Annotated in this window: 13 protein-coding genes; 11 read left to right on the top strand and 2 right to left on the bottom strand. The window is 63.9% G+C overall.

Annotation, left to right across the window (positions count from 1 at the left end; all coding sequences use genetic code 11):
• Complete coding sequence (locus AC097L_RS00625; protein WP_479584176.1) at positions 1 to 2,439, top strand: catalase; 2,439 nt, start codon at positions 1 to 3, stop codon at positions 2,437 to 2,439.
• Positions 2,440 to 2,529: 90 nt separating this feature from the next.
• Positions 2,530 to 3,063 (top strand): ATP-dependent Clp protease proteolytic subunit, encoded by a 534-nt coding sequence (locus AC097L_RS00620; protein WP_479584175.1) that lies wholly within the window; start codon positions 2,530 to 2,532, stop codon positions 3,061 to 3,063.
• A 50-nt stretch (positions 3,064 to 3,113) separates the two neighbouring features.
• Here the strand turns inward: AC097L_RS00620 and AC097L_RS00615 are convergent, their stop codons facing one another.
• Positions 3,114 to 3,617: a hypothetical protein gene (locus tag AC097L_RS00615; RefSeq protein ID WP_479584174.1), complete on the bottom strand. Its 504-nt coding sequence runs from the start codon at positions 3,615 to 3,617 to the stop codon at positions 3,114 to 3,116.
• A 175-nt stretch (positions 3,618 to 3,792) separates the two neighbouring features.
• Here AC097L_RS00615 and mutL point away from each other — a divergent pair, with 175 nt between their 5' ends.
• The 9 genes from mutL (at position 3,793) to AC097L_RS00570 (ending at position 13,022) form a co-directional block, all read left to right on the top strand.
• Positions 3,793 to 5,685 (top strand): DNA mismatch repair endonuclease MutL, encoded by a 1,893-nt coding sequence (gene mutL / locus AC097L_RS00610; RefSeq protein ID WP_479584173.1) that lies wholly within the window; start codon positions 3,793 to 3,795, stop codon positions 5,683 to 5,685.
• Between the two features lie 3 nt (positions 5,686 to 5,688).
• Positions 5,689 to 6,081, top strand: a complete 393-nt coding sequence (locus AC097L_RS00605) for a hypothetical protein (RefSeq protein ID WP_479584172.1) — start codon at positions 5,689 to 5,691, stop codon at positions 6,079 to 6,081.
• Positions 6,081 to 7,052, top strand: coding sequence for a CapA family protein (locus AC097L_RS00600; RefSeq protein ID WP_479584171.1), 972 nt, complete (start codon positions 6,081 to 6,083; stop codon positions 7,050 to 7,052). Before AC097L_RS00605 ends, AC097L_RS00600 begins: the two co-directional genes overlap by 1 nt.
• On the top strand, positions 7,042 to 8,004 hold the full coding sequence (miaA, locus tag AC097L_RS00595; RefSeq protein ID WP_479584170.1) for a tRNA (adenosine(37)-N6)-dimethylallyltransferase MiaA: 963 nt from the start codon (positions 7,042 to 7,044) through the stop codon (positions 8,002 to 8,004). Before AC097L_RS00600 ends, miaA begins: the two co-directional genes overlap by 11 nt.
• Positions 8,001 to 8,648: an ABC transporter ATP-binding protein gene (locus AC097L_RS00590; RefSeq protein ID WP_479584169.1), complete on the top strand. Its 648-nt coding sequence runs from the start codon at positions 8,001 to 8,003 to the stop codon at positions 8,646 to 8,648. Before miaA ends, AC097L_RS00590 begins: the two co-directional genes overlap by 4 nt.
• Positions 8,649 to 8,703: 55 nt before the next feature.
• Positions 8,704 to 8,925, top strand: a complete 222-nt coding sequence (locus tag AC097L_RS00585) for an addiction module protein (protein ID WP_479584168.1) — start codon at positions 8,704 to 8,706, stop codon at positions 8,923 to 8,925.
• The gene (locus AC097L_RS00580) at positions 8,925 to 9,263 is read left to right on the top strand and encodes a hypothetical protein (protein ID WP_479584167.1); all 339 of its coding nucleotides are present in this window, start codon (positions 8,925 to 8,927) and stop codon (positions 9,261 to 9,263) included. The genes AC097L_RS00585 and AC097L_RS00580 overlap by 1 nt, the downstream gene beginning before the upstream one ends.
• Positions 9,263 to 11,803 (top strand): ABC transporter permease, encoded by a 2,541-nt coding sequence (locus AC097L_RS00575; RefSeq protein ID WP_479584166.1) that lies wholly within the window; start codon positions 9,263 to 9,265, stop codon positions 11,801 to 11,803. Before AC097L_RS00580 ends, AC097L_RS00575 begins: the two co-directional genes overlap by 1 nt.
• A 145-nt stretch (positions 11,804 to 11,948) precedes the next feature.
• The gene (locus AC097L_RS00570; protein ID WP_479584165.1) at positions 11,949 to 13,022 is read left to right on the top strand and encodes a lipocalin-like domain-containing protein; all 1,074 of its coding nucleotides are present in this window, start codon (positions 11,949 to 11,951) and stop codon (positions 13,020 to 13,022) included.
• Between the two features lie 309 nt (positions 13,023 to 13,331).
• On the opposite strand, the gene AC097L_RS00565 is transcribed toward AC097L_RS00570, so the two are convergent.
• A complete protein-coding gene (locus tag AC097L_RS00565; RefSeq protein WP_479584164.1) occupies positions 13,332 to 15,191 on the bottom strand; it encodes an O-linked N-acetylglucosamine transferase, SPINDLY family protein in 1,860 nt (619 codons plus the stop codon).
• Between the last annotated feature and the right edge of the window lie 77 nt (positions 15,192 to 15,268).

Genomic DNA, 15,268 nt, shown 5'->3' with positions numbered 1-15,268 from the left:
ATGACCAAACCCAAAAGCATCCCCTCCCGTACCTCCTCCCGCACCAGCTCCAAGACCGACATGGCCGTAGCCAGTGCGAAAAACACCGACAGTGGCCCAGCCCAAGTCCCTGGGCCCAAAGAGCTGCGGGATGGGGCCGCCCAAAAGATGGCCGAAACGCAGGCCATGGTGGCCGCCGTGCCGTTCAACGCACTGAAAGCCTCGGAGCACGGCTTTGAAAATGGCATCTCGCCCCCGGTGGGCCAGACGGTGGCCGCGCCGTCACAAATGACTACCGCCAGCACCGTATCCGAGTCCTACCACGACAACAAAGTTGGCACGGTGGCCAAGCCAGGGCTGAACGCGGGCAACCGCTCGCTGGACGGCGTGCGCGTCGACTCCAGTGGCCAACAGCTCACCACCAACCAGGGCGTAGCCATCGCCGATAACCAGAATTCGCTGAAGGCCGGCGTGCGTGGCCCGGTGCTGCTGGAAGACTTCATCCTGCGCGAGAAGCTGACGCACTTCGACCACGAGCGCATCCCAGAGCGCATCGTGCACGCGCGCGGCTCGGCGGCGCATGGCTTCTTTGAATGCTACGCACCGCTGACCGAGCACACCAAGGCCGCGCCGTTCAAGGAAGCAGGCAAAGTAACACCGGTGTTTGTGCGCTTTTCTACCGTCGCTGGCGAGCGCGGGTCCAAAGACACGGCGCGCGATGTGCGCGGCTTTGCCGTCAAGTTCTACACCGATGAAGGCAACTGGGACCTGGTGGGTAACAACATGCCGGTCTTCTTCATCCAGGACGCGATGAAGTTTCCGGACCTGGTGCATGCCGTCAAACCCGAGCCGCACCACGGCATGCCACAGGCGGCCAGCGCGCATGACACCTTTTGGGATTTTGTGTCGCTGATGCCTGAATCTACCCACATGCTGATGTGGGTCATGAGCGACCGCGCCATTCCGCGCAGCTACGCCACCATGCAGGGCTTTGGCGTGCACAGCTACCGCTTTGTGAATGACGCCGGTGCGTCCGTATTTGTTAAATTCCACTGGCAGCCCAAGTACGGCACCTGTTCGCTGGTCTGGGACGAAGCCGTCAAAATCTCAGGCGCCGACCCCGACTACCACCGCCGCGATCTGTGGGAACGGATTGAGTCTGGTGTGTTCCCTGAATGGGAGCTGGGTGTGCAGATCTTCACCGAAGAACAAGCCGAAGCCTTCAGCTTTGACATCCTCGACGCCACCAAGCTGATTCCCGAAGAACTGGTGCCGGTGCAGCTGATCGGCCGCATGGTGCTGAACCGCAACCCCGACAACTTCTTTGCCGAAACCGAGCAGGTGGCGTTTTGCACCGCGCATGTGGTGCCGGGCATCGACTTCAGCAACGACCCGCTGCTGGCCGGGCGCATCCACTCGTATGTGGACACGCAAATTTCCCGCCTGGGCGGCCCCAACTTCCACGAGATCCCGATCAACGCCCCCATTGCCCAGGTACACAACAACCAGCGCGACGGCATGCACCGCCAGGCCATTCCGCGCGGACGGGTGTCTTACGAGCCAAATTCGCTGGCGGGCGGCTGCCCGTTCCAGGCCGGTGCGGCACAAGGCTTTGTCAGCGTGCCTGCACGGATGGAAGCCAAGGAAGCGCAGGATAAAGTCCGCGCCAAACCAGAAAAATTTGCCGACCATTACACCCAGGCCACGCTGTTCCTGGACAGCCAGACCGAGGTGGAGCGGGCCCATATTGCCGCAGCATTCCGCTTTGAGCTGAGCAAGGTGACGGTGCCGGCCATCCGCCAGCGTATGGTGGCCTCGCTGCGCAATGTGTCCGAAAACCTGGCGAACACGGTCGCCGCCGGTCTGGGCATGTCGCCACTGCCTGAGCCGCTGCCCCGTGCGATAGAAACGGTGGAAACCCCGGAAGTCACCGTCTCGGCCGCCTTGTCGCTGAAGGCCCGGCCGGGTGACGGCTCGATTGCTGGTCGCAAGGTTGCGCTGCTGGTGGCCGATGGGGTGGACGGCGAAAGCCTGCTGAAGATCCATGCCGCCCTGTTGGCCCAGGATGCTGTGCCCCGCTTTGTGGCACCGCACATTGGCCGGGTGGTCACCAGCGATGGGACCGAGATCGAAGCCGATGCTTCGCTGGAAAACGAGCCCGGTTTCCTGTTCGATGCCTTGGTGCTGCCCAATGGCGCGGCGGGCGTTGAGGCATTAACCAGAGACGGCCACACCGCCGAATTCATCAAAGACCAGTACCGCCATTGCAAGCCGATTCTGGTGCTGCCGGGCTCGCATAAATTGTTCTCGCATGCGGGCGGCTCTGACCTGACGCCCAGCGGTGCACAAGACCCCGGCATTTTCATCGGCGCGTACCGCAACTCCACCGTGCAAGCCTTCCTGAAAGGCATCGGCCAGCACCGCCATCCGGAGCGCGAAACCGATCCGCCGCGGGTGTGATGCGGTGTTGCACTCTGTGCACGTACGGGCAAATCTCTTATTTCTTTAAAAAACGGTGTTCCGATGATTCCAAAAACTCTACCTACCCTGTTGCCGCAGATTCGCCTTTTCGGCAAGGTGAATGAAGGCATGCTGTCTGAATTTCTTCGCCAGCAAGCGGCTTTGCCTTTCGGCGAACCGGTTGTATTTGAACTGAGCACCTCGGGCGGCGATGCCGATGTGGGGCGCCGTATCGCCCAAGAACTTCGGCTATGGCAGGAAAAGGACCACCGCGAGGTGTTCTTCTTTGGCAAGACCTATGTGTTTTCGGCAGGGGTCACCATCATGTCTGTCATACCGCCAAGCCACCGGTTTTTGACGCTGGACTGCGAACTGCTGATCCACGAGCGCAAGATGCAGAAGACACTGACCCTGGAAGGTACGCTTCGCGGGTGCAAGGCCGTGGTGATGGACGCACTGGCCGAAATCGAATCGGGCCAACGCTTGGAGCGGGAAGGATTTGCCACGCTGGTGAAAGGTACCCGGCTCGCCGTCGAGGAGCTGGAACAAAAAGTCTTTCACCAAGACTGGTACGTGAGCGCCCAGGAAGCGGTGGATATAGGTTTGGTGGCGGCAACCGTGTAAGCACCACGGGCAAATGGGACCGCCGCGAAAAATTGGCCCGGCCAGAAAACTTACTGCAACTTTTTATCTTCGCGTTTGGCGTTTTCCATGGCCTCGGGCTCCAGCTCTTCTGCAGAACGGTTCAGGTGAACGAATACGCCCCACGCGGCCAGCATCAAAGCGGTAGCCACCAGTATGCTGGCCGCATAGGGCAGGTGCGTAGGGTCTTCGTGCAGTGCCTTGAACGTGGCCACCAGGCCCTCGATGGCCAGGGCCACAATCACCACCACAAAGAAGCGCGATAGAAATCGCCGCACCCGCGTCGGCGCACTGATATCGGCATCTCGGATCACCTCTTCTTCGGTGATGGTTTCGGCAATTTGCAAAGCCATCACGGCCGCCGCCAGCAGCCCGATCGCCTCAATGACGGCCAGCGCCGCCGCGCCATCCCAGCCGCTGGCAAACGCCAGCCAGCCCATGCGGGCGGCAATGGCAATCAGCATGAGCGCAGCGCAAGCAAACAACAGGGCCAGCAGCGCATGGACCATTCTGAACACGGACAGCAGTAATTTCATGGAACCCATCTTGGCACGGAAGCCATGGCCAGAACCCTGCAGCCAGGGTCTTGCCGGGTTACCAGTTGTTTTTTGTCTGCAATGGGCCGTTGCTTTGTAGAAGGGCTGCAGCAGCCGTTTCCCGGCGCTGGCACTGCGGGAGCCAAGGGCACACCCAGCCCCCTAAAATCAAGCGGTGAACGCACCTATTCCCACTCCTTCATCTCCCAACTCTCCTCGCCGCACTATCCGCGAGCTGCCCGACGAACTCATCAGCCAGATTGCCGCAGGCGAAGTGGTCGAACGCCCCGCCTCTGTCGTGCGCGAACTGGTCGACAACGCGCTGGACGCGGGGGCCACGCAAATCACCCTGCGGCTGCTGGCGGGCGGCGTGCGCCTGATTGCGGTGGAAGACGACGGCGGCGGCATCCCCATGGAAGAACTGCCCATCGCCCTGAAGCGCCACGCCACCAGCAAGATCAGCAACCTGCAAGACCTGGAATCGGTGGGCACCATGGGGTTTCGCGGCGAAGCCCTGGCCGCTATCAACTCGATAGCTGACATGGCAATACTGTCGCGCGCCAGCGGCCAATCTAATGCATTCTTACTGGATGGCCGCAGCGGCGAACTGAAACCCGTAGCCCGCAGCACCGGCACCACGGTGGAGGTGAAAGAGCTGTTTTTCAGCACCCCGGCGCGGCGCAAGTTTTTAAAGACCGATGCCACCGAACTGGCCCACTGCGTGGAAGCGGTACGCCGCCACGCCCTGGCCCGGCCCGACGTGGGCTTTGCCATTTGGCACGAGGGCAAGCTGGTCGAACAATGGCGCGCTTGTTCGGCCCCGAACAACATCGATGCCATCAGCGCTCGCCTGCGCGATGTGCTGGGCGACGACTTTGCCGACCGCTCGGTGGCGGTGGACCACCTGAGCAGCATGCGGGATGACGGCGGCCAGGCGGTGCGCGTCTGGGGCCGGGTCGGCATTCCCGATGCCGCCCGCGCCCGGCCCGACCAGCAGTTTGCCTATGTGAATGGCCGCTTCGTGCGCGACAAGGTCATCACCCACGCCGCCCGCAGCGCCTATGAAGACGTGCTGCACGGCCAGCGCCAGCCGATTTACGCGCTGTACGTGGAAATCGACCCGACCCGGGTGGACGTGAACGTGCACCCCACCAAGATCGAGGTGCGCTTTCGCGACAGCCGCGAAGTGCACCAGGCCGTGCGCCGCGCGGTGGATGCAGCCCTGGCGGCCCCGCGTGCAGCAGCGGCAGCCCTGGCGGCGCCAGCGAGTGCCGTCGCAGCAGCACCCGACTTTTTTAAAGAAAGTAGGCCGCTAGCGCAGGTACTACCTACGCAAGCAGCTATGCAGTTTGTAGCACCCATCACGTCGACAACCCACCGCGTGTCCGACATGGAGGCGCTCTGGCACATCCAGCCCGCTACTGCCGTGCGCCCGCCAGTACCTGTGCCTGCGCAGCCCTTGCCCGCTGCCGCATCTACGGAGGTGTGGCCCCTGGGCCGCGCCATCGCCCAGCTGCAAGGCATTTACATCCTGGCCGAAAACGCCCAGGGCCTGGTCATCGTGGACATGCACGCCGCGCACGAGCGCATCGTCTACGAGCGCCTGAAAACCCAACTGGTGGATGCGCGTATCACCAGCCAGCCGCTGCTGATCCCGGTGACCTTCGCCGCCACGCCGCAAGAGGTGGCTACCGCCGAAGCCCATACCGAGACGCTGGCCACGCTGGGCCTGGAAATCACCCCGTTCTCGCCCAAAACCCTGGCTGTACGGGCCGTGCCTACCAGCCTGGTACAGGGCAACGCCACCGAACTGGCCCGCAGCGTGCTGGCCGAACTTGCCCAACACGAGGCCAGCACCGTGGTCCAACGCGCCCAGAACGAACTGCTCGGCACCATGGCCTGCCACGGCGCGGTGCGCGCCAACCGCCGTCTCACGGTCGATGAAATGAACGCCCTGCTGCGCCAAATGGAAACCACCGACCGCTCCGACCAATGCAACCACGGCCGACCGACGTGGCGGCAAATCACCATCAAGGAACTCGATGCCCTCTTTATGCGTGGACGCTAAACCATGAAACGCGTACGACAACACTTGCTACTGCTGGCCGCGTTGACCTACGGCATTGCCCAGGCCGAAACCGTAGCCTGCCACGTAAGCTACGGTGGTGAAACCCAAATCATCCGCGCCCAACCCGCTGCCAGCCCGTACACCGTGGCACCACTCTCCATCGGCTCGTACTTCATGTTCCGCCTGGTGTTCGAGCGCCAGCCGCCTGGCCTGGCCGCCATCAAAATCTACACCTACGCCGACCGTGAGCCACCGCAAGGCGCGGTGCTGTTGCACCAGGCCGACTACCTGTATCCGCCGCCCAAGAATGGCCCCTACGGCTTCACCGGCCTGCAACGCGTCTATGAACCCATACGCGATGGTGAACTCTATTACTGGTGTGGATGGACAAAATGATGAAAAACACCTTGCTTGCCGCGCTGCTCTGCCTGCCGTTGCTGGCCCACAGCGCCCCGCCCAAATCGCCCACCGTTCAACTCATCTTCGGCGGCGACGTAATGCTGGACGATGGCCCAGGCCGCCTGATTGCTGCGGGCGGTGACCCGCTGGCCCCCATCGCCCCGCTGCTGCAGGCGGCCGACGTGGCCATTGGCAATCTGGAAACGTCCATTGCCAGCACCACCACTGGCACGCCGCTGGACAACAAAATCTACACTTTCCGCGCCGCGCCCAACACCGTCAACGTGCTCAAAGGCCGCTTTGCCGCGATGTCGGTGGCCAACAACCACAGCGGCGACTTTGGCCGCGAGGCCTTCATGGAAACCCTGTCCCACCTGCGCACGGCAGGCATTGCGGGCTTTGGCGGCGGGGCAAACCTGACCGAGGCGCACAAGCCCTATTGGATCGAAAAAAACGGCATCCGCATCGCCCTGCTGGGCTACGACGAATTCAAACCCCGCTCTTTCGAGGCCGGGGCCACCTGGGCCGGCGTGGCCTGGAGCGAAGACAGCCTGGTAGTGGCCGACATCCGCGCCGCCAAAGCCGCCGGCGCCGACGTGGTGATTCCCTTCATGCACTGGGGCTGGGAGCGCGAACCCGAGCCCAGCCAGCGCCAGCGCGACCTGGCAAAAATCATGGTTCAGGCCGGAGCCGACGCTGTGGTGGGCAGCCACCCGCACGTCACCCAGGGTGCCGACATGGTTCTGGGCAAGCCGGTGATCTGGAGCCTGGGCAATCTGGTGTTTGACGGCTTCGAACTGCCTGCTGCCAAGCTGGGCTGGCTGCTGCGTATGGCGGTGGACAAGCAGGGCATTCGCAGTTGGAGCACCGTGGCCGTGCGAATGGACGAGGACGGCACCCCCACGCCCGACCCCAGCACCCGCACGCCCTGCGGTGCACGCGGCAAGGCACTGCGCCATGCCTGCTGATCCGTTAGTGAACGCCACCCTACCCCGCTGCATCGCCCTGGCTGGCCCTACCGCTACTGGCAAAACCGCCGCCGCCCTGGCCATTGCACAGCGCTGGCCGGTGGAGGTCATCAGCGTCGATTCGGCCCTGGTCTACCGGGGCATGGACATTGGCACGGCTAAACCCAGCGTTGCCGAACTGGCCCAGGTGCCGCACCACCTCATCAACATCCGCGACCCGCTGCAGGCCTACAGCGCTGCCGAATTCGTGCGCGATGCAGAAGCTTTGCTGGCCGACATCCACCGCCGGGGCCGCCTGCCACTGCTGGTGGGCGGCACTATGTTGTATTTCAAGGCCTTGTTCGATGGCATTGACCCCATGCCCGGCGCCGACCCGGCACTGCGCGCCGCCATCGAAGCCGAGGCCACCGAGCACGGCTGGCCCGCCATGCATGCCCAGTTGGCGCTGGTAGACCCAATCACTGCCGCCCGCCTGCAGCCTATGGACACCCAGCGCGTCCAACGCGCGCTGGAAGTGTGGCGCGCCTCCGGCCAGCCATTGTCCAGCTTTCATGCTACAAAAGACATAGCTACTCGCGCAGACAGAATAAGCGCTACCACCCTTATTTCCTTGGAACCTGACGATCGCGCCTGGTTGCACGAACGCATCGCCCTGCGCTTTGACCAGATATTGGCAGCAGGTTTTTTGGACGAGGTCCACGCCTTGCGCGCCCGCGGCGACCTGTACGCCGACCTGCCCAGCATGCGCTGCGTCGGCTACCGCCAGGCCTGGGAAGCTTTGGAAGGCACCCTGCCGATGGAAGAGCTGCGCGACCGCGGCATCTTCGCCACCCGCCAACTGGCCAAACGCCAGATCACCTGGCTGCGCTCCATGCCGCAGCGCCACATCGTCGCCTGCGATGCGCCGGATGCGCTGCAGCAGGTCCTTACCCTGGTTGCACAAGCCGTATGAGCCTGCGTATTGAAAATTTGGGCAAACGCTACGGCGACAGCACCGTATTCGCCAATGTCTCGCTGCAGGTGGAGCCCGGCGAGTTCGTCGCCATCGTCGGTGAATCCGGCGTAGGCAAATCCACCTTGCTCAACTGCATGGCCGGGCTGGACAGCTGGGATACCGGCAGCGTGCACATCGGTGGCGTGGATTTGGGCGGCCTCAGCGGCGACCAGCGCGCCCTACTGCGGCGGCAACAGGTGGGCTTTGTGTTCCAGGCCTTCCACGTCTTGCCGCACCTGGACGTAGCCCAAAACGTGGCCCTACCGCTGATGCTGCTGGGTCAGCTAGACGATGCCCGCGTGCAAAGTCTGCTGGCCGCGGTGGGTCTGGAAGGCCTGGGCACGCGCCTGCCCCAGCAGCTCAGCGGCGGCCAGCTCCAGCGCGTCGCCATCGCCCGCGCCCTGGTGCACCGCCCGGCCCTGCTGCTGGCCGACGAACCCACCGGCAACCTGGACCCCACCACCGCGGCCAAGGTGATGGATGCATTACTGGCCCAAACCCGCGCCCAAGGCGCAGCCCTGGTGCTGGTGACGCATTCGCAGGCCGCCGCCGCGCGGGCCGACCGGGTGCTGCAGCTGCGGGTAGATGGAATGCAGGATTAAGAGCGATCCAATACGATGCCGTTTATAGTCTTGGCACTGCACCCAGGAGGCCCCCATGCAAGCCAATCTCCCCTTTGAATTAGCCCAATTGCCCGCCATAGAACGCCGGCAGCTTGCACAAGAACTGCTGGAGAGCGTGGCCAGCGAACAAAGCGGCTTTGCCTTGTCTGCCGCACACCGACACGAGGCGCAAGAGCGACTGGCTGCGCACCGGCGTAACCCCGATGCACCGAGCTACTCACTGGCGCAGATAAAGGCTTCGCTAGGCATTGCATAGTGGCATTACACGCCTACGAGGTCCGCTACACCGCACTGGCAACTTTCGAGCTGACAGAAGCCTATGGCTGGTACCTGGAGCGAGAGCCCGCTGCCGCCATCGGCCTCATGCAAGAGGTCAGCCGTGCGGAGACTTTTCTGGAACGCAACCCCCACCTGTACCAGCGTGTCGCCCCCGACATCCGGCATGTGGTGCCCCGGCACTTCCCCTACGCGCTGATCTACACCGTGTTGGTCCCATCCACCGACGGCGTGGGTACGGTGCTGGACATGGGTTGCTTTCACAGTAGCCGCCAGCCCATCACCCACACCGAATTTGAAGCGCGGATGCGCCGCTGATGGCAACCCACTCCCCCTTGCACACCGTTCGCGCCCTACTGCGCACCTATTCCTGGCAAGAGCTCAAACACCACCCCTGGCGCAACGCAGCCGCCGTGGTGGCGGTGATGCTGGGGGTGGCGCTGGCGTTTTCGGTGCAGCTCATCAACGCGTCGGCGCTGAGTGAATTCTCCAGCGCCGTCAGTGCCGTGGGTGGCCAGCCGGACCTGGAGCTGCGGGCCACGCAGGGCCGGTTCGACGAGACGATTTTTGAACGCGTCGCCACCCACCCCGACGTGGCCGTGGCCAGCCCGGTGCTGGAGGTGGCCACCTTTGCGCTGGACACCGCCGGGCAACGTGTGCCGCTGAAGGTGCTGGGCGTGGATGCCCTGGTGGTGGCGGCTGTGGCCCCTGGCCTGATGCCGGTGCCCAACAAAGATGCCGACCGCCTGGCCTTGTTCGCCCCCGACACGGTGTTTTTGAACCCCGCCGCCCAGCAGGCGCTGGCCCAGCCGGTTCGTTTGCACAAAGGGCCCACCCTGCAAGTAGCAGGCTCAGTGGCGGCCACCGGCCCGGCGCTGGCGGTGATGGACATTGGCGCGGCGCAAGGCGCATTCAACGCGCTGGGCCAGCTCTCGCGCATCGACCTGCGGCTGCGCGCCGGGGTGGACCACGCGGCATTTTTGCAGGCGCTGGCCTTGCCGCCCGGCATCACCGCCGCCGAGCCGGGCGATGCGGCCCAGCGGGTCAGCAATCTGTCGCGGGCCTACCGGGTCAACCTGACGGTGCTGGCCCTGGTGGCGCTGTTCACCGGGGCGTTTTTGGTGTTCTCGGTGCTGTCGCTCAGCGTGGCCAAGAGAGCGCAGCAGTTTGCGCTGCTGGGCGTGCTGGGCCTGACCGGGCGCGAGCGGCTGCAACTGGTGCTGGCCGAGTCGCTGGTGCTGGGCGGCATCGGCAGCCTGGCGGGCATTGCGCTGGGCACGGGGCTGGCGGCGCTGGCCCTGCGCGTACTGGGCGGGGATTTGGGCGGTGGATATTTTGCCGGGGTGGCCCCGCGCCTGCAGTGGGACGCTAGCGCCGCGCTGGTGTACGGGGCCTTGGGCGTGGCGGCCGCGGCTGTGGGCGGCTGGTGGCCGGCACGGGCGGCACAGCGCCTGCCTGCGGCGCAAACTCTCAAAGGACTGGGCGCAGATTTGGGGCGTGCATCTGCAAGCTGGGCCAGCTGGGGTTTGATCGCGCTGGGCCTGCTGTTGGCACTGGCTCCGCCGGTGTTCGGCATACCACTGGGCGCCTACCTGTCGGTGGCCTTGCTGCTGGTGGGTGGCATCACCGCCTTGCCCTGGCTGATCGCCCTGTTGTACGACCGTCTCGCCCCGTTTTTGAACCACCGACTGCTGCCCATGCTGGCGATAGAGCGGGCGCGCCGGGTGCGGCAGAGTGCCGCCGTGGCCGTGAGCGGCGTGGTGGCATCGCTGAGCCTGGCAGTGGCGCTGACGGTGATGGTGGCCAGCTTTCGCGATTCCATGGTGCAGTGGCTGGACGTGGTGCTGCCCGCCGACCTGTATGTGCGCAGCCCCACCGCCAGCGCGGGCAATGACGCGCTGACGCTGCCGCCCACATTCGTGCGGGCCGTGGGCCAGATTCCCGGCGTGCAGCGCGTGGCCACCCAGCGCAGCCGCGCCCTGCTGCTCGACCCCGGCAAACCCAGCGTAGCGCTGATCGCCCGGCAGATCGGCGACCCGGCCCGCAGCCTGCCGCTGGTGGGAGCCGCGCTGCCCGTGCCACCGGGGCAGATCGGCATTTACGTGAGCGAGCCGATGGTGGATTTGTACGGTGCACGGCCCGGCACCACCTTTGCCCCACTTTTTAAGGCTTTTATGCCTCTAGCGCAGACAGTATCTACGCAACCCGCTACTTTTTTTGTAGCAGGCGTATGGCGTGACTACGCCCGGCAGTTTGGTGCCATCAGCATGGAGCAGGCGGATTTTGAGCGGCTCACGGGCGACGCGCAGGTGAACGACATGGCGCTGTGGCTGCAAGACGGCGCGCAAGAAGCCGAGGTGCAAACTGCCATCCGCGCCCTTAGCGATGCGCCGCTGGAGTTCTCTTCGGTGGGCCAGATCCGCGCCATCTCCTTGAAGATTTTTGACCGCAGCTTCGCCGTAACCTACTGGCTGCAGGCCATCGCCATCGCCATCGGCCTGTTTGGCGTGGCGGCCAGCTTCAGCGCCCAGGTGCTGGCGCGGCGCAAGGAATTCGGCCTGCTGGCCCACCTGGGGCTGACGCGGCGGCAGATCTTGACCGTGGTGGCTGGTGAGGGTGCCGCATGGACGCTGATCGGCTCCATAGCCGGGCTGGCGCTGGGCCTGGCCGTGTCCATGGTGCTGGTGTTTGTGGTGAACCCGCAAAGCTTTCACTGGACCATGGACCTGCATCTACCCTGGCCCCGCCTGCTGCTGCTGTGTGCTGCGGTGGTGCTGGCGGGCACGGTGACGGCCTGGCTGGCCGGGCGGGCAGCGGCGGGGCAAGATGCCGTGCTGGCGGTGAAGGAGGATTGGTGATGCAACCTTACTCCGCACACCCCCAGGCTGCAGTGCTTCGCATCTTTCGCCACCCCCCTTGCAGGGGGCCACACCAGCAGCCGGGCAAAGCCCGTTCTGCGGTGTGCCTGGAAGGCTTGCTATCAACTTGCGTGGAACCTGAGCAATGACGATGCAACGGCGCAACTACTTAATCCTGGCCTTGTCCAGCTTGGGCGGAAGTGCGTTCGGCTTGTCTCCTGCTGCCATGCGCTTCCCAAGCGACCTGGGCAGCCACCCGGACTTCGGCACCGAGTGGTGGTACGTCACCGGGCGGGCACTTAGCGCCAATGACAGCGGCAGCCGCGAGTTCGGCTTTCAGCTCACCTTCTTCCGCAGCCGCGTGGCCGCCACCCAGGCCATGGCCTCGCGCTTCGCCGCCAAGCAACTGTTGTTCGCCCACGCCGCCATCACCGACGTGCAGGGTAAAAAACTCTGGCACGACCAGCGCATTGCCCGCGCCGGTTTTGGCGTGGCCGAGGCTAGCGAGACCGACACGGCGGTGCGCCTGCGCGACTGGTCGCTGGTGCGCACGGGCACCACCTACACCGCAGACCTGCCCGCCCAAGACTTCGGCCTGCACCTGCAGCTCGCCCCCACCCAGCCGCTGGTGCTGCAGGGCCAGCAAGGCCTGTCGCGCAAAGGCCCCCAAATCGACCAGGCCAGCTACTACCTGAGCCAGCCGCAACTGGCGGTCAGCGGCCATTTGCAACTGCAAGGCCAGCGCTTCGAGATCGCCCCCGACACCAGCCGCGCCTGGCTGGACCACGAATGGAGCAACGCCTACCTGCACCCCGAAGCCGTGGGCTGGGACTGGCTGGGCATGAACCTGCAAGACGGCAGCGCCCTGATGGCCTTCCGCATCCGCCGCAAGGACGGCAGCACCCTGTGGGACGGCGGCTCGCACCGCACTGCCCAGGGCGCACTCACCATCTTCCCGCCTGGTGCAACCCGTTTCACCCCCGGCCGCGTCTGGACCAGCCCGGCCAACCAGGCGCGCTACCCGGTCGAATGGGCGCTGGAAACGCCGATGGGCCGGTTCAGCGTGCTGGCCGTGCTGGACAACCAGGAGCTGGACAGTCGGGGGTCCACGGGTGCCGTGTACTGGGAAGGCCTTAGCCGCCTGCTGGACGCGCAGGGGCTTTTGATCGGGCATGGGTATCTGGAGATGACGGGGTATGCGGGGGCGTTGCGGATGTGAGAAGTGGATTTTCAGGTTTTGGGTCTGTTTTTAGGCACTAAAACGGCTGCCACCGCTTATGGCATGGGCGCAAGCCGCTGCGGTTTTTTACTGTCAAAAGAGAAGCATCTCTGACGGTTGCACGGACGCTAGCCAATGGGGTCGGATCGCGATTGCGCGCTGAGAAGTCTGCTGCCACGCCGCCTGTCAACCCGCATTCGTGTCCGACCCCTTTGGCGGATTGGCGTTGCCGCACGCCCTCCAGCCCCCACGAACCCCAGCCCGATTGCGTGCATTGAATTTGTTGCACTTGGGGTTGAAACCGCCCCCTCAACCATGGTGGGCGCGCCAAGCTTGCAGCAGGCCGTTCTCCAACGACTGGGTCAAAGCCCGAGATCTCTGCGTCAGCGAGGAGGCCATGCGCTCCCTGAGCGCAGCCCGCACACCCGCTAATTTTTCGTGGTCTTGCGACAAACGAACGGCTTGTGCAACGTACTGGGGAACATCCTGCGCAATAAAGTCGTGCAGGCCAAACCCACCCATGGTGGCTGCGCCGGCTCTCTCGACCGGCAAGCTCCCTTCCAGTGTCAGCACCGGTATGCCCATCCAGGCCGCGTGCAAAGTGGTGGTTCCGCCGTTGTAGGGAAAGGTGTCCAGGCAGATATCGATGCGGTGGTGCAGCGCCAAATATTCGCCTAACGGCTTTTTCTCGACAAACAGCAGGCGCTCTGTGGCGATCTGTTGCTCGCGGAAGAAGCGCGACAGTGACTCCACGGCATCTTTCGCCACATTGCCCAGCAGCAGCCTGGCCGTTGGCACAAGCCGCAGAATTTCAGCCCACGCGTGCATGACATCGGGGGTAATTTTGGCGGGGTTATTCAAACATCCGAAGGTACAAAATCCGTTGTGCAGGGCCGGTAAAGCATTCACAGCAGGGCTCTCTGCCGCAGGCTGGAAACAGGCGGCACTTTCCAGGCGCAACAGCTTTTCGGAATGGTATTGCTCGGTCATGCCGGGCGGGTCCATGGACGCATCCGTGATCCGGTAGTCGATGGAGGACAGGCCTGTGGTGGACTGGTAGCCCAGCCAGGTCGCCTGCAGCGGCGCAGGTTTGCGCGCAAACGTCAAGAGCCGGTGGTGCCCAGTGTGGCCAGACAGGTCGATCAGGATGTCGATGCGGTCATCGCGTATCTGCTGCGCCAAGGTCTCATCGTCTAGATCGCTACAGGAGCGCCAGTGGTCTGCCAGACCGCGCAACCTGTCCGTTACAGCATCGTGCACCGGATAGGTGTAGTAGCAAAAAACCGTAACCACCGCGCGGTCATGGGCGCGCAACACAGGCTCTATGAAAAAAGCCATGGAGTGGTTACGCAAGTCGCCCGATACGTAACCGATGCGCAAAGCTGCCTGGGCATCCTGCCTGGGGGGATGGGGCAGCCGCTGGGCTAGCAGCGGGGCCTCAAAACGCTGCGCAAACCGCAGATGCTCTTCGAACAAGGCCTGTCGGCTCAACTTGCCTTGGTAGAGCCAGGTGAGCAACAGATTGCTGTGCCAAGCCACGCGGTCTGGCTGCAGCGCAATCGCTTGTTGCAGATGGGTGATGGATGCTTCCACGGCTCCCAAGCTGCGCTCGCAGCCGCCCAGGTTGGCAAGCGCTTCCGGGTGGCCGGGCTGCAAGGACAGGGTTTTTTGAAAACAAGTAACGGCTTCCTGGTAAGCCGCCCCTTCGGCAAAAAGATTCCCCTGGAAAAAATGCAGATCCGCACGGCGAGGGAAATGGAGCAAGCCCTGTGCAACGATGACGTGGGCCTGGGCCAAACGACCCAATCGAAACAGTGACAGGCAGAGATCGGCATAGGCATGCTCGAAGAGGGGGTCAATGTCCAGCGCCGCGCCCATTTCACAGGCCACGCCCGCGTCGTCATTGCGTTGCAGTGCGATATTACCCAGCATGAAGTGCGCATCCACGCTGCGCGGATTGAGCCTGACAGCTTGCTGCAATGCCATTTCAGCGTCATCCAGCAACTGCATTTCCAACAGGGCGTATCCCAGCGCCACATGCGCGTCAGCCTGTTCAGGCTGCAGTGCCACGGCAGTTTTGTAGTGCGACACAGCTTCAGCCAACTTACCCTGTCCAAGCAATGTATTGCCTTGGCTGTGCTCCAGGCGGGCCTGTTCGCGCGTATTCACGGGTGGCGGTGACATCGGCGCTGGTGGAGCAGCCGGTGATGGTCCAAAGGCCTTCTTCAGAAACCCAAACATGCAAC

Source organism: Rhodoferax sp. RT5P35 (genome assembly GCF_056521385.1).
The sequence above is the reverse complement of the archived record's forward strand: the minus strand, read 5'-3'. Positions and strand labels throughout refer to the sequence as shown.